The following is a 17,564-nucleotide window of genomic DNA, read 5'->3' on the forward strand; positions in this document are numbered from 1 at the left end:
TCGCATTCCTCACGCGCTTGGAGCGGCGACCAGACGGTCCGCCGCGTCGAAGACGAAGACATCATTCGGATCGAGCACGGCATCGATGGTCTGGCCCGGCTCGAACTCGTGCACGCCATGCAGCACCGCAACCCAGTTCGATCCGTCGCGGGTCAGATGCACGAAACTCTCCGAACCGGTGATCTCCGTCACCGTGACAATGGCATGGAAGGCATGGCGCTCGGCCTCGCCATTGGCGAGCCCGAGCTGATGGGCACGAAAGCCGACGCGATAGAAGCCGTCGGGCAGATCGGCATAAAGCCCGGACGCGGGCGCTGCACTCCCGCCGGCATATTGGACCATGCCATCCCCCTTCTCGAGGCCGACGAGATTGAGCGGCGGATCGGAGAAGACCTGCGCAACGCGCAGCGTCTGCGGGCGGCGGTAAACGTTAGAGGTCTCGCCCATCTGGAGCGCCTGGCCCTGCCACATGCACACCGTGTTGCCGCCGAGCAGCAGCGCCTCGGTCGGCTCGGTGGTGGCATAGACGAAGATCGCGCCCGAGGCCTCGAAGATGCGCGGCAGCTCGGCGCGCAGCTCCTCGCGCAGCTTGTAGTCGAGATTGGCGAGCGGCTCGTCGAGCAGCACGAGGTCGGCGCCCTTGACCAGCGCGCGTGCGATCGCGGTGCGCTGCTGCTGGCCGCCGGAAAGCTGGAGCGGCGTGCGTTTCAGGAACGGCTCGAGCCGCAGCAGCTTTGCCGCTTCCGCCACGCGCGCCTCGATCTCGCCGCGCGGCTTGCCCTGCACGCGCAAGGGCGAGGCGATGTTCTCATAGACCGTCAGCGAGGGGTAGTTGATGAACTGCTGATAGACCATCGCGACGGAGCGCTGGCGCACGTCGGCGCCGGTGACGTCCTTGCCATTGACCAGCACCTTGCCCGTGGTCGGCTTGTCGAGGCCGGCGAGCAATCGCATGATCGAGGTCTTGCCCGACAGCGTCGGACCGAGCAGCACGTTGAGCGTTCCGCTCTCGAGCGTCAGGGAGACGTCGCGGATGTGCTCGACGCCCTCGACGGTCCGGGTCACGTGATCGAGTGTCACGGTCATGAGCGGCCTCCTGCTTCCAGCAGGGGACTTTGCGGCACGGCGTGGGTCCTTATCCAGTCGTCAAGCGCCGCGATCTCGTCGGCAGATAGTCGCAGGCCGAGCTTGGAACGGCGCCAGACGATGTCCTCGGCGGTAACGGCCCATTCATTGGCCATGAGATAGCGGACCTCGCGCTCGGTCAGCGTCGCACCGAAAGCCTGGCCGAGATCGGCCGCCGATTTGGCATCGCCGAGCAGCTTGACCGCCCGTGTGCCATAGGCGCGCGCGAGCCGCCTTGCATGCTCGTGACTTAGGAAGGGATAGCCGCGCTGGAACTCGGCGATCAGCCCGTCGATGTCGGACACGTCCATGTCGCCGCCGGGCAGCGGCCATTTGCCGGTCCAGCCCTCGCGCGCTTTCGCGCTGCGAAGATAGGGCGCAAGGCGTTCCAGGGCCTCCTCGGCGAGCCTCCGATAGGTCGTGATCTTGCCGCCATAGATCGACAGCAGCGGCACCCCGCCGGGCGTATCGAGTTCGAACACGTAGTCGCGCGTCGCGGCCTTGGCCTCGCTGGCGCCGTCGTCATAGAGCGGACGAACGCCGGAATAGGTCCACACCACCTCATTGGGCGTCACGGGCTTGGCCAGATATTCGCTCGCCGCCGTGCAGAGATACTGGATCTCCTCGGCCGTCGCCTTCACCTTGGCGGGATCGCCGTCATAGTCGCGGTCGGTGGTGCCGATCAGCGTGAAATCGTCCTGGTACGGGATCACGAAGATGATGCGGCCGTCCGCGTTCTGGAACATGTAGGCGCGGTCGTGATCGTAGAGTTTTTTCACGACGATGTGCGAGCCCTGCACCAGGCGGACTTTTGCCTTGGCATTGACGCCGGCGCCGCGGCCGAGCACGTCCTCGACCCAGGGGCCGCCGGCATTGACCAGGGCCCGCGCCCGGATCTGCGAGCGCTCGCCGGTCAGCGTGTTGAGCATGCTGACGGTCCAGACGCCGTCAGCCTGGCGGATCTCGGTGGCGCGGGTGCGGGTGCGGATCTCGGCGCCCTTGTCGGCGGCATCGCGCGCGTTGAGCACGACGAGGCGGGCGTCGTCGACGAAACAATCCGAATACTCAAAGGCGCGGCTGTAGCGATTCGGGATCAGCGGCTTGCCTACCTCATCGCGCTTGAGATCGACCGAGCGCGTCGCCGGCAGCAGGTGGCGGCCGCCGATGTGATCATAGAGGAACAGGCCGAGACGCAGCAGCCAGGCCGGACGCAGTCCGGCGTGATGCGGCAAAACGAAACGAAGGGGACGGATGATGTGGGGCGCGATGCCCCAGAGAATCTCGCGCTCGATCAGCGCCTCGCGGACGAGGCGAAACTCGTAATATTCGAGATAGCGCAGACCGCCATGCACCAGCTTGGTCGACCAGGACGACGTCCCGCTCGCCAGATCGTTCATTTCGCACAGGAAAACCGTGTTGCCGCGGCCCACCGCATCACGCGCGATGCCGCAGCCGTTAACACCGCCTCCGATGATGGCGAGATCGAAAATACGCTCCAACAGACGCATCCCCCGGCGACCGCCCGTTCCGTCGAGCGGCTACTTTCGTTTTTGATTAGATCACACTCGAAAACGAAAGCAAGATGAAAGACAGGCGAAAGGAAATGAAAGAGGAACTTTTTTCGGGAGCACTTGGATGAGAAATGAGCAGCTTGGGCGGCGCTTCGAGATGCAGCAGCATCCCCTTGAATGGACGGCTACGCAAAATTATAGTCATAGTAGTCATACTGGTTCTAGCTCGCATGGCCGATCGCAACACTGCCCCCGACACGCTTCCGACTGATGACACTTGGACGCTTGCCAACGCCAAGGCACGACTGTCCGAGGTGATCGACCGCGCTCAAGCCGGCCCGCAGGTGATCACCCGGCACGGCAAACCCAATGCGGTTGTCGTCTCCGCCGAGGAATGGGCGCGCAAGACTGCGCGCAAAGGCACCTTGGCCGAATTCCTGTTGGCATCGCCGCTGCGCGGCGCCGACCTCGACCTTGAGCGCGTGCACGACGCACCACGCGACGAAATGCCGTGAACCTGTTGCTTGACACCAACGTGCTCTCGGAGATTCAGCGGCCCGCGCCTTCGCCGAAAGTTCTGGCGTGGCTGGATACGATAGATGAGGATCGCGCGTTCATCAGCGTCGCCTCGATCGCCGAGCTTCGCCGCGGCATCGCATTGCTCGAGGACGGCCGCCGGCGCACCGCGCTGGCCGCCTGGCTTGCCCACGATCTGCCTGCGCGGTTTGCCGAACGCGTCCTGCCGATCGACCACGCCGCGGCGGAGCACTGGGGCGACCTGATGGCTCAGAGCCGCAGAAGCGGCGTTGCGCTGTCCGTCATGGACGGCTTCTTTGCGGCGACCGCGCTCGCGAACAACCTCACGCTCGTCACGCGCAATGTGAAGGATTTTGCGGCGTTCGGCGTCCCGCTGCTCAATCCGTGGGACGACGTATAAAGCCTATCTCAACCGCACCACCGGCGCGGCTTCCGGTGCCGCATCCTGGGCATCGGCCGGCGCATCGTCGATGTCCGCGCCCTTCGGCAGCGCCTCGACCACCTCGATGCCCTTGCTGTGGCAGATGGTGGCGAGGCGCTCGGGCAGCTCCTGGTCGGTGACGAAGGTCTGTATCTGGGTGATGTGGGCGATGCGCACCGGCGCGCTGCGCCGAAGTTTTGTGGAATCGGCGACCAGCATGACGCTGCGGGCATTGGCGATGATGGCCTGCGCCACCTGCACCTCGCGATAGTCGAAGTCGAGCAGCGCGCCCTCCTCGTCGATCGCGGACGCCCCGATGATGGCGTAGTCGACCTTGAACTGGCCGATCAACTGCGTCGCGGTCGAGCCGACCACCGCGCCGTCGGCGCGGCGCACCGTGCCGCCGGCGACCACGACCTCGATGCGAGGATGACGGTAAAGCAGCATCGCGACATTGAGGTTGTTGGTGATGACGAGGAGGTCCTCGTGCGAGGTCAGCGCGCTCGCGACCTCCTCCGTCGTGGTGCCGATGTTGATGAAGAGCGAGCAGCCGTTCGGGATCAGCGAAGCGGCCGCGGCCCCGATCGCCTTCTTCTCGTCGGCGGCGACGAAACGGCGCGCCTCATAGGCGAGATTTTCGACGCCCGAGGCGATGATGGCGCCGCCATGGATGCGGGTCAGCGATCTCCGCTCGCAGAGATCGTTGAGATCCTTGCGGATGGTCTGCGCGGACACCTCGAAGCGGCGCGCAAGCTCCTCCACCATGACGCGGCCGGAAGCGCGCGCGATGTTGAGGATTTCGGCTTGGCGATGGGTCAATCCGGTCACGGCAACGGCCTCAAATCAGGATGATACATGGTGCGGCGGTTCGCGCCGTCGGTCAATGCGCGCGCCGATCACGGTTAACGGATGAAGGGGCCTCACCACGCCATTTCTTACCAAGTCATGACGCTCGCAAGACGCGCGAGCAACGCGGGATCGTCGAAGGCGCTGGCGGACGTGACCGCGCCTGATGCAACCAGGTCAGCATGGCTGAGGCTGGTGCGGATGCCGACGGTCGGAATTCCGGCCGCCGTGGCCGATTGCACGCCGGTGCGGGAGTCCTCGAATGCGATCGAGGTTTCCGGCCGCGCGCCGACGAAACGCAGCCCCTCCTGATAGGGCAGCGGATGCGGCTTGCCGTGCGGCAGCTCGGCGCCGATCACGAGCGCCCTGAAGCGATGCGTGATGCCGAGGCCGGAGAGCAGCAGCTCGGCGTTGAGACGCGGCGCATTGGTCACGGCGACCATGGGGATGCCGGCGCTATCGGCCCGGTCGAGCAGCGCCATCAGGCCCGGCAGAGGTGCGATCTGCCCGGCCACCAGCGTGCGGAAGACCTCCTCCTTCTCGTCGAGGATCGCGGCGCGACGCTCCGGCGCCTCATCGGGCAGAAAGCGCTCACCGATCGCGACATTGGCGAAGCCCTGCAGCTCCCGGGAGAAGCGCGCGTGATCGAAGACATGGCCGTGCGGGCCGAGCACCTGGTTGAAAGCCTTCAAGTGCAACGGATCGGTGTCGGCGAGCGTGCCGTCGATGTCGAACAACAACGCCCTGCCCATCGCATCGTAGCTGGCCTCGATCATTTCCGTACTTTCCCAAATGCGCGACTCATCGATGCGGAAGACGTATCAATACGGTCGCGATCGTGCAATGACGCATCGACATGACCGCGACGTGACACTCGACAAAATCGCGCGCGGCTGCAACACTCGGTGCAAGATCAAAAAGGAGGAAACGATGACGATCAACCGACGCGATCTGGCTCTCTCGACTCTCGCGGTCTCCGCACTCGCTCTCACCACATCGGCGTTGGCCGCTTCAGCAGACGAGGACGCCGTGGCGAAGAAGGTCGAGGCCTTCCGCCTCGCCCAGATCGCGGCCGACCCGAAGGCGCTCGGCGCGCTGTGCTGGGACGATCTGAGCTACAGCCATTCCAGCGGCAAGGTCGAGGACAAGGCGGCCTTCATCGCCAACGCCACCGACGGCAAATCGAAATTCCTGTCGATCGAATACAAGGACCCCACCATCAAGGTCGTCGGCCCTGCAGCGATCGTGCGCTTCCACTGGCTGGGCGAGCAGGAGATGGCGGCCGATGGGAAGAAAGTATCGACCAACCTTCACATCCTGATGAACTGGCAGAAGCAGGGCGACGAGTGGAAGCTCTTGTCGCGGGCAGCGACGAAGCTGTGATGGCGATGTTACCCCTCCCCCCCCCCTTGCGGGAGAGGGTGGTTCGCCGCCACAGCGGCGAGACGGGTGAGGGGTCTCTATCCGCGAAGCGAACCTCTCACTTCTGCGTTTGCAGAGACAACCCCTCATCCGGCGCCATAGCCGAAGCTTTGCTTCGACGTTCTCTTAAGGCACGGCCGCCGGAGGCGGCCTATGCCACCTTCTCCCGCAAGGGGAGAAGGAAACGACAGCGGTGCGCTCGGCAAAAAATTCCGACCACGCTTCGCGCGTCAAATTCACCGGCGGCAGGCAGTTACGCCGCCTCCTTCACATCGCCGTTCACCAGCCTGCGCGCTGCGCGCTCGGCTTCGCGCGCATTGCGGAAGAGCTGGCCTTCGAGACGGTTGAATCGGTGGGATGAGGCGAAGAAGCAGTAGCCTCCAGAAGAACGAACGACGATACCTGCGGTCTGCGAATCGACTTCGATGATGTAGCTGTCCGGCATGGTCCGTGGATTCCTCAGTGCGGGCAAATAACGGTGCTCCTGCCCAAAGGTTCCTCAGGCATTTGAGGCCGTTTCCACCCCGAATCGACACGCAATTGAGTACGCCGGGACCTCATCCGTTTTATGACTGGTTCTTGGCGAAGCCGCGACGAGCACGACGCACTGGCGCCGCGTTTGGCGGCCCTTGCTGCGTCTTCGTGAGATGAGGCAGAGCGTCGCGCGTGACTACGTCGCGATCGGCGGATCGTTTCGCTGGATCGCCTGCGGACGGCCGTGATCGTCGATCGAGACGTAGGTGAAATGGCCGTCGGTGACGAGGAACGGATGCAGCTCCTTGCGCCGCAATGCCCAGGCCTCGAGATGCACGGTCAGCGAGGTCCGCCCGACGCGCACGAGATTGGCATAGACCGAGACGAGATCGCCGACATAGACCGCTTTGCGGAAATTCATCGCCTCGATCGCGACCGTCACGGTGCGCGACCTTGCGACCTTCGAGGCAAACACGCCGCCGCCGACGTCCATCTGGCTCAGCAGCCAGCCGCCGAAGATGTCGCCGTTGGCGTTGGTGTCCGCCGGCATCGCCAGCGTGCGGATGCAGAGATCGCCGCTCGGCCCGGTCGTGGCTTGCTCGTTCATGCCTCTCTCACTTGAGATTGCTCACTTGAAATTGTCCCAGCCCGGATCGGGCGCGAAGCGCTCGCCGAATCGTTCCGCCAGCCCACGCAGGGTGGATACAATGTTTTCCACGCCGCGCGTGCGCGCATAGTTCAGCGGACCGCCGCGGAACGGTGCATAACCGGTGCCGAAGATCATGGCGCCGTCGACCGCATCCGCGTCGTCGACGATGCCCTCACGAAGCGCCGCGACGCAGACGTTGGACATCGGCAGCACCAGGCGGTCGATCATCTGGTCGGTGACGCGCGGGCCGGTCTCTGGAAGCCGTGCCTTCTCCGCCTTGCCGTCCTTCCAGGTGTAGAAGCCCTTGCCGGTCTTGCGGCCGAGCTCGCCCTTGGCGACCTTCTCGCGCAGCCAGGGCCGGCGTCGGCGGCAAGAGATCGCCGAACTTGGTGCGCAGCATGTCGCCGACGTCGAGGCAGATGTCGAGCCCGACCTGATCGGCAAGCTCGATCGGTCCCATCGGCATGCCGAACTGCTCGGCCGCGGAGTCAATCAGTCGCTGATCGATCTTTTCGTCCAGCATCACCATCGCTTCGAGCATGTACGGCGTCAGCGCGCGGTTAACGAGAAAGCCGGGTGAGCTCTTCACGGCGAGCGGCAGACGGTCGATCGCGCCGACGAAGGCGAGCGCCTCTTTCAGAACCTGCGGATCGTTGCCGTCATGGCTGACGACCTCAACCAGCTGCAGCCGCGACACCGGATTGAAGAAATGCAAACCGACCAGCCGCTCCGCCCGCGCCAGCGTGGTGCGCAAGTCTTGAAGCGGAATGCTCGATGTATTGGTCGCGAGGATCGCGCCCGGCTTCATCCGCGGCTCGAGGCTGGCATAAACCTTCTGTTTCAGCTCGAGCTTTTCCGGCACCGCTTCGATGATGAGATCGGCGTTGCGTACGCCCTCGCCGTCCATGTCGGGGATGAGGCGATCGAGCGCGTCGCGCACGTCCGTGGGCTTGCGGATGATCTTGCCGTAGAGCTCGGCGGCGCGCTTGACCGCGCCCGCGATCGGCTCCGCCTTCATGTCGGCGAGCGAGACGCGCAGCCCCTGCCCCGCACACCAGGCCGCGATGTCGCCGCCCATGGCGCCGGCACCGATGACGTGGACATGTTTCACCGTGCTGCCGGAGCCTGCCGCCTTCTTCATCTGCTCACGCAGGAAGAAGACGCGGATCAAATTCTGCGCGGTCGGCGTCACCATCAGCCTGGCGAACGAGGCCTGCTCCGCCTTCAGCATCGCGGCCTTGCTGCCGCCATGGGCCTCCCAGAGATCGATCAGCGCGTAAGGCGCGGGATAGTGCTCGCGCGATGCAGCCTTCGCCGCCTCCGCGCGCATGCGCTTGGCCAGCAGGCCACGCACCGGGCCGAGATTGGCGGCGCGCGTGAGCAGGCCGGGCTTGGCCCGCTTCAGACGGCCGAACAGCGCATCCTTCACCGCGCCCTGGACGTGCCGCTCCTGCGTGACGGTGTCGACGAGGCCGAGCGCCTTGGCGCGGCGCGCGTCGATGGTACGGCCGGTCAGCATCAGCGCCATCGACTGGGTCGGATTGACCAGCGCGGTGAACCGCGCCGTGCCACCGAGGCCGGGATGCAGGCCGAGCATCACCTCCGGGAAGCCGAATCGCGCACCGTCGATGGCGATGCGCGCCTGGCAGGCCAGCGCCACCTCGAGCCCGCCGCCGAGGCAGAAGCCATGGATGACCGCGACCGTCGGCAGCCTCAAGGCTTCCAGATGGTCGACCACCGCATGCGCGGCGCGGATGCGCGTCTCCACCATGTCGGGATCAGACGCACCGCGGAATTCGTTGACGTCGGCGCCCGCAATGAAGCCGGAGGGCTTTGCCGAGCGGATCACGAGCCCGGCGGGACGCTCGGTCTCGATTGCCGCAAGCACTGCATCGAACTCCTCCATCACGTCGGAGGACAGCGTGTTGGCGCTCGCATCAGTGCGATCAAACAGCAGCCAGGCAACGCCATCGGCATCGCGCGTCAGCTTGAAGTGCTTGTAGGGGCTGTCTGGCGCCGGTTGCGGCCCGAGCGTGAGAACGCGATCGCCGAGCGCGGTCATGATCTTCGAATCCATAGTCACACCGCCTCGATCAGCATGGCGCCACCGAGTCCGCCGCCGATGCATTCGGTGGCGACGCCGCGCCGCGTGCCGAGCCGCTTCATCGCGTTGACGAGGTGCAGCACGATGCGGTTACCGGAGGTGCCGACCGGATGGCCGAGCGAGATCGCACCGCCGTCGACGTTCAGCCGCTCGCGGTCGATCTCGCCGGCCGCGCCGTCGAGCCGCAATATTTCGCGGCAGAACTTGTCGTCGTTCCAGGCGGCGAGGCAGCCGAGCACTTGCGTCGCGAAGGCCTCGTTCAGCTCCCAGGTCTCGACATCCTTGATGGTGAGGTCGTTGCGCTGGAGCAGCGGCGTCACCGACATCACCGGGCCGAGCCCCATGACGCTTGGATCGAGCGCGGCCCAATGGCTGTCGACGATCGCAGCCTTCGGCGTAAGTCTGTGCTTTGCCACTGCGTCGTCGGAGGCGAGGATCACCCAGGAGGCGCCGTCGGTGATCTGCGAGGAATTGCCCGCCGTGACCTGGCCCCAGGGACGCTCGAACACCGGCCTCAGTTTTGCGAGAGACTCGGCCGTCGAGTCCGGCCGCACGCCGTCGTCATGGTCGAAGAACTTGCCATCGCGTGAAAACGCGGTCTCCACCTCGCCCTTGAGAAAACCCGCGCCTTGTGCATGCGCGAGCCGGCGGTGGCTCTCGGCCGCATAGGCGTCCGACTGTGCGCGCGTGATGCCGAAGAGATGGCCGACGACCTCGGCGGTCTGGCCCATGTTCAGATCAGTGACCGGATCGGTCAGCCCGCGCTCGAGGCCGATGATCGGCTTGAGATAGCGCGGGCGCAGCTTGAACGCAGCGGCGAGCTTCGCGGCCACGCCCTTGGCGGTGGCGAGCCCGGCGAACCAGCGCACGCCGGAATTGGGCCAGACCAGCGGCGCGTGGCTGAGCGCCTCGGTGCCGCCGGCGAGGATCATGTCGGCATGGCCTTCGCGGATGTAGCGGTAGGCGGTGTCGATCGACTGCATCCCGGAGCCACAATTGATCTGCACGGTGAAGGCGACCATGTCCTCGCCCATGCCGAGCCGGAGCGCGGCGACGCGGGCCGGATTCATCTCGTCCGCGATCACGTTGACGCAACCGAGGATGACTTGGTCGAACTCATCGGGAGCGAACGGCTGCCGCGCCAAGAGCGGCCGTCCGCACTGCACGGCGAGATCGACTGGCGTGAACGGACCCGGCCCAGAACGGGCCTTCAAGAACGGCGTCCGGCTGCCGTCGACGATGAATACCGGTCGTGCCATCAGCTCGCCGCCCTCTGCTCACCGAGTTCCTGGAAGAACTGATGCACATTGACGGTTTTCTTGTAAATCGGCGACAGCGCATCCGGCGCAAAATCGTCGACCTCGATCACCTCCTTGACGGCTTCGCGGGCAGTGGCAAGCTGCTCGCCTTCGGCCTGGGTGATCACACCCTTGGCGACCGCGTCCTTCCAGTCGCGGATATGCGCAGCACGCAGGCGCTTGGCGATGGCGTCCGTGCCAGCGACCAGCTTGAACGCCCGCTCCAGCCGGGCAAAGCCGCCGTCATCATCGACATGAGCCAAATCCGGCGTCAGGCGCTCGCGCGAGGCCGAGGGCTCCAGCACGAGGCTGGCGCATTGATGCACGACGCGATCGGACGGGCCGAGCACGCGGGCGCCGAAGGGCTGGACCACGAGCTTGAGGAAGCCGGCGACGAAACGATTCGGCAGGTTGGCGAGGATTTCGGCAAGGCGGTTCTCGATGGTTTTGAAGCCGGTCGCCATGCACCATTCCAGGGCGGCAAAATCCTCCTTCTGCCGGCCTTCATCCTGCCAGCGCTTCAGCGCGGCCGAAAGCAGATAGAGCTCGGACAGGATGTCGCCGAACCGGGCCGACAGCATCTCCTTGCGCTTGAGCGCGCCGCCGAGCGTCAGAAGCGCCAGGTCGGCGCAGAGCGCAAAGGCCGCGGAGTAGCGTGAGAGCTGCCGGTAAAATGGCGTGGCATCGCCGGCATCGGGCGCCGGCGCGAATGCGCCAAAGGTCCAACTGCGGCCGAAGGCGCGGAACAGGGTCCGGAAGCTGTGGCCGACATGTTTCCAGAACGCTGTGTCGAACGCGGTGAGCCCGCGCTCGCGATCGGTGTCCGCCAGCGCATTCATCTCGTCGAGCAGATAGGGATGCGCGCGGATCGCGCCCTGCCCGAACACGATGAGATTGCGGGTGAGAATGTTGGCGCCCTCGACCGTGATGCCGACCGGGACGGCACGGTGCAGATTGCCCAGATAGTTTTGCGGACCGTCGATCACGGCCTTGCCGCCATGGATGTCCATGGCGTCGTCGATCGCGACCCGCATCCGCTCGGTCGCGTGCAGCTTCATGATGCCGGAGATGACGGCGGGATGGACGCCGGCATTCAGCGCCGCGCAAGTGAGCCGGCGTGCGGCATCGAGTTGGTAAGCAGTGGCGACAATGCGCGCGAGCGGCTCCTCGACGCCTTCGAACTTGGAGATGGAGATGCCGAACTGCTCGCGGATGCGGGCATAGCTACCTGTGGTGCGCGCCGCGTAGGCGGCGCCCGCAGCAGAGAGCGACGGCAGCGAGATGCCGCGGCCGGCGGCAAGCGCCGTCATCAGCATCTTCCAGCCCTGCCCGAGGCGCTCCTTGCCGCCGATGACGTAGTGGAGCGGAATGAAGACGTCGCGGCCCCAGTTCGGGCCGTTCTGGAACACCTGCATCGACGGCAAATGGCGCTGGCCGATCTCAACGCCGGGCAGATTGGTCGGGATCAGCGCCACGGTGATGCCGAGCTCGTCCTGATCGCCGACGAGATGATCGGGATCATAGGCCTTGAAGGCGAGACCGAGCAGCGTCGCGACCGGGCCGAGCGTGATGTAGCGCTTGTGCCAGTTCAGCCTGAGGCCGACGACCTCGCGGTCCTCGAAAGTGCCCTTGCAGATGATGCCGGTGTCGACCATCGAGGCAGCGTCGGAGCCGGCCTCGGGGCTGGTGAGGCCGAAGCAGGGAATGTCGCGGCCGTCGGCGAGCCGCGGCAGCCAGCGCTGCTGCTGCTCCCTGGTACCGAAGCGCATCAAGAGCTCGCCCGGGCCGAGCGAGTTCGGCACCATCACGGTGACGGCCGCGGCGATCGAGCGGGTCGAGATCTTGCGCACCACTTCCGAATGCGCGTAGGGCGAGAAGCCGAGGCCGCCGAACTCCCTCGGAATGATCATCCCGAAGAACTTCTCGCGCTTGACGAAGTGCCAGACGTCCTGCGGCAGGTCGCGCCATTCCCAGAAGATTTTCCACTCGTCGAGCATGGCGCAGAGCTCGTCGACGGGACCGTTGAGGAAGGCCCGTTCCTCGTCCGTTAGCGTCGCCTGCGGGACCTTCAGCAGCTTCGACCAATCAGGGTTGCCGGTGAAGAGATCGGCATCCCACCAGACGTCGCCCGCCTCCAGCGCCTCGCGCTCGGTATCGGACATCGCCGGCAGCACGCCGCGCGCCCAGGAGAAGATCGGCTTGGTCAGGGTGTCGCGGCGGAAGCTCATGGCGGACCTCATGCATCGGCGCGGATTATCGGGCACTTTAGCGGAAATTGGCTGGCGGAAGCGAAGGGTTCGGCTGCAAAATTGACGCGGCCTATCAGCCCCGGACCATAACGGCCAGGGTGCGGCGGCAGTTCCGGGAGGGGAAATGGGGGTGAGGTCCTGCTGTCATTCCGGGGCGCGCGAAGCGCGAGCTATGGTGCGCAATTGCGCACCTGAGAATCCATCGTGCGGCAGCGCGGGTCGATGAATGGATTCCGGGTTCGCGCCTAACGGCGCGCCCCGGAATGACGGCGGGGAGAGAGGCCGGATCAATCCGGCCGCACCATCTCGAACATGTTTTCCGGCTTGATCTCGAAATAGTCGCCGCGGCGGCCGGCCCGGACGATGGGGCGGGCGGCGGCGGTCTGGTAGACGCCGTCCTTGATCATGGCCTTGTCGATGTGGACGGCGACGACCTCGCCCAGCGTCAGCCAGGCGTCGGCCTCCTTGCCGTTGGCGCCCTTGAGGCGGACGATGTCGGAGACCTTGCACTCGAAGGCGACGGGGCTCTCGCCGACGCGCGGCACGTTGACCAGCCTGCCGGGCACGGCGGTCAGGCCCGCGACCTCGAACTCGTCGACCTCGGGCGCGACATGCGCGGCGGTCGCGTTCATGTGCTTGGCGAGATCCATCGTGGCGAGATTCCAGACGAACTCACCGGTCTGCTGCATGTTCTCGACCGTGTCCCTTCCAGTTGGTCGAGGAGAAGCCGATGATCGGCGGCACGTAACAGAACGCGTTGAAGAAGCTGTAGGGCGCGAGATTGACGTGGCCCCTGGCGTCGCGTGAGGAGATCCAGCCGATCGGCCGCGGCGCGATGATGGCGTTGAAGGGATCGTGCTTGAGGCCGTGGCCCTTGGAGGGCTCGTAGAAGTAAAGGTCTTTGTCGGTCACGCGCTGCTTCCTTTTCGTCATTGCGAGCGCAGCGAAGCAATCCAGAATCCCTCCGCGGAGACAGTCTGGATTGCTTCGCTGCGCTCGCAATGACAGAGTTTGTTGATCCGTCCTTGGCCGCCACCAGCCTGTCAGCCCGGGGCGGTCGGCCTGCTTATAGGGGAAACCCGCCTGCCCGTCAGTGGCGCGGCGACAGACCCGCGATGACGAAATCGATCATCTGGTCGATGGTCGGACCCGGCTTGGTGGCGCACTGGGCGATCATCTGGGGGTGGAAGAAGCGGATCATCGCGGTGCAGGCGCACAGCGAGGCCAGTTGCAGGTCCGGCGCCTCGAACTCGCCGGAGGCGACACCTTGCGCGATCATCTGGCCGATGACGCCGGCGATGCACTCCATATGGGCGACGCAGACGTCCCAGTCCTCCTCCATCGCGATCGCGACCATCTCGTGCAGCTTGTTGTCGCCGACATAGCGCTCGGTGTTCATGCGGTGGATGGTGGTGAGCAGCTCGCGGAAGCGCTCCTTGACCGGACCGGGCTTCGCCACGATCCGCTGGGCCTCAAGTTCGACCTCGCCCATCAGGCTCCGCGCCACCGCCTGGTGGATCGCCTTCTTCGATTCGAAGAAGCGATACACGTTGGCGGGGCTCATCCGGAGCTCCTTGGCGATGTCGCCGACCGTGGTCTTCTGGTAGCCGATCTGGCGGAACAGCCGCTCGGCCACCTCGAGGATACGATCCCGGGTGTCGCCTTCGATATGTTCCGCAACCAGTGTCATCTGTCAGGACTCGTTCGTCAGTACTTCATCTCACTTATTCAGCCGCTTCAGCAAGCGGAATTGCGTGCTGGTCATCGCTCCCATGCTGCGGCGCGGCAGGCTGCTCGACGGTGCCGGCCTCGTCCAGGCTCTTCCTGAACCACAAGGCGTAAAGACCCGGCAGATACAGAAGCGTCAGGAAGGTCGCAACGAACAGGCCGCCCATGATGGTGATCGCCATCGGGCCCCAGAAGGCCGAGCGCGACAGCGGGATCATGGCGAGAATGGCAGCGAGCGCCGTCAGCACCACCGGTCGGGCACGGCGGACGGTCGCCTCCACGATCGCCTCTCGGCGAGTCAAACCATGAGAAACGTCGGTCTCGATCTGGTCGACCAGGATGACGGTATTGCGCATGATCATGCCGGCGAGGGCGATCAGGCCGAGCAGGGCCACGAAGCCGAACGGGGCATTGGCGACGTTGAGGCCGAGCGAGGCGCCGACGATACCGAGCGGCGCGGTCAGGAACACCAGGATCAGGCGCGAGAAGCTCTGCAGCTGGATCATCAGCAGCGTCAGCATCACCATGACCATCACCGGGAAGAGGATGAAGATCGAAGCGTTGCCCTTGGCCGATTCCTCGAACGCGCCACCTGCCTCGATGCGGTAGGCCGGCTCGAGGTGGTCCTTGATCGCCTTCAGCTTCGGCGTGATCTGGCCCGTGACGTCGGGCGCCTGCACGCCGTCGACGACGTCGGAGCGCACGGTGATCGCCATGTCGCGGTTGCGCCGCCACATGATCGGCTCCTCATGGGCATACTCGATCTTGGCGATCTGCTGCAGCGGCACGGCCACCCCATTGCGCGAGGTGATGGTGAGATCACCGACGCCGCCGAGGTCGAGGCGTTCGGACGGGATCGCACGGGCGACCACGCCGACCTTCTCGATGCCGTCGCGCACGGTGGTGACCTGCGAACCCGAGATCAGCATCGCGAGCGCCTGCGAGACGTCCTGTGGCGTCAGGCCCATGGCACGGGCGCGGTCCTGGTCGACGACGAGCTTGAGATAGGGCGACTGCTCGTTCCAGTCGAGCTGGACGTCCTTGACGCTCTTGTTCTGGCGCATGACGTCGCGAACCTGGTAGGCGATCTCGCGCACCTTGTTGGCGTCGGGGCCGATCACGCGGAACTGGACGGGGAAGCCGACCGGCGGACCGAAGTTGAAGCGGTCGACGCGCACGCGCGCCTCGGTGAGGAAGCCGTCGGCAGCCGCGTTCTCGATCTTGGCCTTGATGCGCTCGCGCGCCTCGACGCCCTTGGCGACGATGACGATCTCGGCGAAGGCCTCGTTCGGCAGCTGCGGGTTGAGGCCGAGCCAGAAGCGCGGCGAGCCCTGGCCGACATAGGAGGTATAGGTCTCGATGTCCTTGTCATCCTTCAGCAGCGTCTCGGCCTTCTTCACCGCCTTCTCGGTGACGTTGAAGGCGGTGCCTTCGGGCAGGCGCAGCTGCAGGAACAGCTCCGGCCGCTCCGAGAGCGGGAAGAACTGCTGCTGGACATGGCCGAAGCCGACGATCGAGGCGGCGAAGACGCCGACGGTCGCAACCACCACGGTGATGCGGTGGTTGACGCACCATTGCACGATGGCGCGCAGGCCGCGGTACATGCGGGTCTCGTAGACCGCGTGCGGATCGTGATTGTGGTGCGCCTTCATCTCCGGCAGCAGCTTGACGCCGATATAGGGCGTGAAGATCACCGCCACGAACCAGGAGGCGACCAGCGCGATCGCCACGATCCAGAAGATGCTGCCGGCATATTCGCCGACCGCGGAATTGGCAAAGCCGATGGGGAGGAAGCCAGCGGCCGTGACCAGCGTTCCCGTGAGCATCGGAAACGCAGTTGATTCCCAGGCAAAGGACGCCGCGCGCATGCGGTCCCAGCCCTGCTCCATCTTCACCACCATCATCTCGACCGCGATGATGGCGTCGTCGACGAGCAGGCCGAGCGCGATGATCAGCGCGCCGAGCGTGATGCGGTGCAGGTCGAGCGACATCGTGTTCATGACGATGAAGACGATGCCGAGCACCAAGGGCACCGACAGCGCGACCACGATGCCGGTGCGCCAGCCGAGCGCCAGGAACGAGACGAACAGCACGATGACGAGCGCTTCCATGAAGGAGTGCACGAACTCGCCGACGGCATGCTCGACCACCTTGGGCTGGTCGGCGATCAGCTTGACGTCGATCCCCTGCGGCACGGCCTTCATGAACTCGGCGGTTGCCTTCTCGACCTCCTTGCCGAGATCGAGGATGTTGGCGCCCTTGGCGGTGACGACGCCGATGCCGATCGCGGGCTTGCCTTCCTGACGGACGACGAAGCTCGGCGGATCGACAAAGCCATGGGTGACGGTGGCGATGTCGCCGAGACGGAAGACGCGGCCGTTGCTCTCGACCGGGGTCTCAGCGACGGCCTTGGCCCCGTCGAGCGCGCCGGTGACGCGCAGCGGCACGCGCTGCGAGGAAGTCTCGACCGTGCCGGCCGGGGTCACGTTGTTCTGCTTGGCAAGGGAATCGAACAGCGCCTGCGGCGTGATGCCGAGCGTGGCGAGCTTGGCATGACTGAACTCGACGAAGATGCGCTCATCCTGATTGCCGTAGACGTCGACCTTGGTCACACCAGGCACCTTCAACAGGCGCTGACGGAATCCTTCCGAGACCTTCTTGAGCTGGGCATAATCGGCGCCGTCGCCGGTCATCATGTAGAGGATGGAATCGACGTCGGAGAACTCGTCGTTGACGACGGGCCCGAGGATGCCGGACGGCAGCTGGCCCTGCACGTCGACCAGCTTCTTGCGCAGCAGATAGAAGAGGTAGGGCACGTCCTTCGGCGGCGTGTTGTCGCGGAAGGTCACCTGGAGTGCGGCGAAGCCGGGCTTGGAATAGGTCTGCACCTTCTCGAAGTAGGGCAGCTCCTGGATCTTCTTCTCGATGGGATCGGCGACCTGCGCCTGCATCTCCTGCGACGTCGCACCCGGCCACATGACGGAAACGTTCACCGTCTTGACTGTGAAGAACGGGTCCTCGGCGCGACCGAGCTTCTCATAGGAGAAGAAGCCGGCGACGCCGAGGATGATCATCAGGAAGAGCACCAGCGTCGGATGGCTGACCGCCCAGGCCGAAAGGTTGAAGCGCTTCATCGCACTCTCCGAAAGACGATCCAGTTGCAAACAACGACAGCCGCTCTGTTCAAACCGTCGTCGCGA

Annotated in this window: 13 protein-coding genes and 2 pseudogenes; 3 read left to right on the top strand and 12 right to left on the bottom strand. The window is 65.2% G+C overall.

The window, feature by feature from the left end; genetic code table 11:
• Positions 1-9: 9 nt before the first annotated feature.
• Together ACVIIV_RS35095 and glpD are read right to left on the bottom strand one after the other, a co-directional pair.
• On the bottom strand, positions 10-1,086 hold the full coding sequence (locus ACVIIV_RS35095; RefSeq protein WP_456748273.1) for an ABC transporter ATP-binding protein: 1,077 nt from the start codon (positions 1,084-1,086) through the stop codon (positions 10-12).
• Positions 1,083-2,633 carry a glycerol-3-phosphate dehydrogenase gene (gene glpD / locus ACVIIV_RS35100; protein WP_456748274.1) on the bottom strand — a complete coding sequence of 517 codons (1,551 nt, stop codon included), beginning with the start codon at positions 2,631-2,633 and terminating at the stop codon, positions 1,083-1,085. Before glpD ends, ACVIIV_RS35095 begins: the two co-directional genes overlap by 4 nt.
• Before the next feature lie 233 nt (positions 2,634-2,866).
• Here glpD and ACVIIV_RS35105 point away from each other — a divergent pair, with 233 nt between their 5' ends.
• Positions 2,867-3,151, top strand: coding sequence for a type II toxin-antitoxin system Phd/YefM family antitoxin (locus ACVIIV_RS35105; RefSeq protein WP_456748275.1), 285 nt, complete (start codon positions 2,867-2,869; stop codon positions 3,149-3,151).
• A complete protein-coding gene (locus ACVIIV_RS35110; protein WP_456748276.1) occupies positions 3,148-3,573 on the top strand; it encodes a PIN domain-containing protein in 426 nt (141 codons plus the stop codon). The genes ACVIIV_RS35105 and ACVIIV_RS35110 overlap by 4 nt, the downstream gene beginning before the upstream one ends.
• Positions 3,574-3,576: 3 nt before the next feature.
• Here the strand turns inward: ACVIIV_RS35110 and ACVIIV_RS35115 are convergent, their stop codons facing one another.
• Positions 3,577-4,422: a DeoR/GlpR family DNA-binding transcription regulator gene (locus ACVIIV_RS35115; RefSeq protein ID WP_035699976.1), complete on the bottom strand. Its 846-nt coding sequence runs from the start codon at positions 4,420-4,422 to the stop codon at positions 3,577-3,579.
• A gap of 107 nt (positions 4,423-4,529) precedes the next feature.
• A complete protein-coding gene (locus ACVIIV_RS35120) occupies positions 4,530-5,216 on the bottom strand; it encodes an HAD family hydrolase (protein WP_456748277.1) in 687 nt (228 codons plus the stop codon).
• 154 nt (positions 5,217-5,370) lie between these two features.
• Between ACVIIV_RS35120 and ACVIIV_RS35125 the strand changes: the two genes are divergently transcribed.
• Positions 5,371-5,823, top strand: coding sequence for a nuclear transport factor 2 family protein (locus ACVIIV_RS35125; protein WP_456748278.1), 453 nt, complete (start codon positions 5,371-5,373; stop codon positions 5,821-5,823).
• Positions 5,824-6,115: 292 nt separating this feature from the next.
• Here the strand turns inward: ACVIIV_RS35125 and ACVIIV_RS35130 are convergent, their stop codons facing one another.
• From ACVIIV_RS35130 to ACVIIV_RS35165, 8 genes and pseudogenes are all read right to left on the bottom strand, one after another.
• Positions 6,116-6,307, bottom strand: a complete 192-nt coding sequence (locus tag ACVIIV_RS35130) for a hypothetical protein (RefSeq protein WP_036013862.1) — start codon at positions 6,305-6,307, stop codon at positions 6,116-6,118.
• A gap of 225 nt (positions 6,308-6,532) precedes the next feature.
• Entirely contained in the window at positions 6,533-6,943 is a 411-nt protein-coding gene (locus tag ACVIIV_RS35135) for an acyl-CoA thioesterase (protein ID WP_027577195.1), read from the bottom strand.
• A gap of 21 nt (positions 6,944-6,964) precedes the next feature.
• Positions 6,965-9,062, bottom strand: a pseudogene (locus ACVIIV_RS35140) (3-hydroxyacyl-CoA dehydrogenase NAD-binding domain-containing protein).
• A 2-nt stretch (positions 9,063-9,064) separates the two neighbouring features.
• Positions 9,065-10,348 (bottom strand): acetyl-CoA C-acetyltransferase, encoded by a 1,284-nt coding sequence (locus ACVIIV_RS35145; RefSeq protein WP_456748279.1) that lies wholly within the window; start codon positions 10,346-10,348, stop codon positions 9,065-9,067.
• On the bottom strand, positions 10,348-12,615 hold the full coding sequence (locus ACVIIV_RS35150) for an acyl-CoA dehydrogenase (RefSeq protein ID WP_456748280.1): 2,268 nt from the start codon (positions 12,613-12,615) through the stop codon (positions 10,348-10,350). Before ACVIIV_RS35150 ends, ACVIIV_RS35145 begins: the two co-directional genes overlap by 1 nt.
• Positions 12,616-12,923: 308 nt before the next feature.
• Positions 12,924-13,548: pseudogene (locus ACVIIV_RS35155) on the bottom strand (flavin reductase family protein).
• A gap of 178 nt (positions 13,549-13,726) precedes the next feature.
• A complete protein-coding gene (locus ACVIIV_RS35160) occupies positions 13,727-14,326 on the bottom strand; it encodes a TetR/AcrR family transcriptional regulator (protein WP_456748281.1) in 600 nt (199 codons plus the stop codon).
• Between the two features lie 34 nt (positions 14,327-14,360).
• Complete coding sequence (locus ACVIIV_RS35165) at positions 14,361-17,498, bottom strand: efflux RND transporter permease subunit (protein WP_456748282.1); 3,138 nt, start codon at positions 17,496-17,498, stop codon at positions 14,361-14,363.
• Positions 17,499-17,564 lie beyond the last annotated feature (66 nt).

Source organism: Bradyrhizobium sp. USDA 4354, from assembly GCF_054060315.1.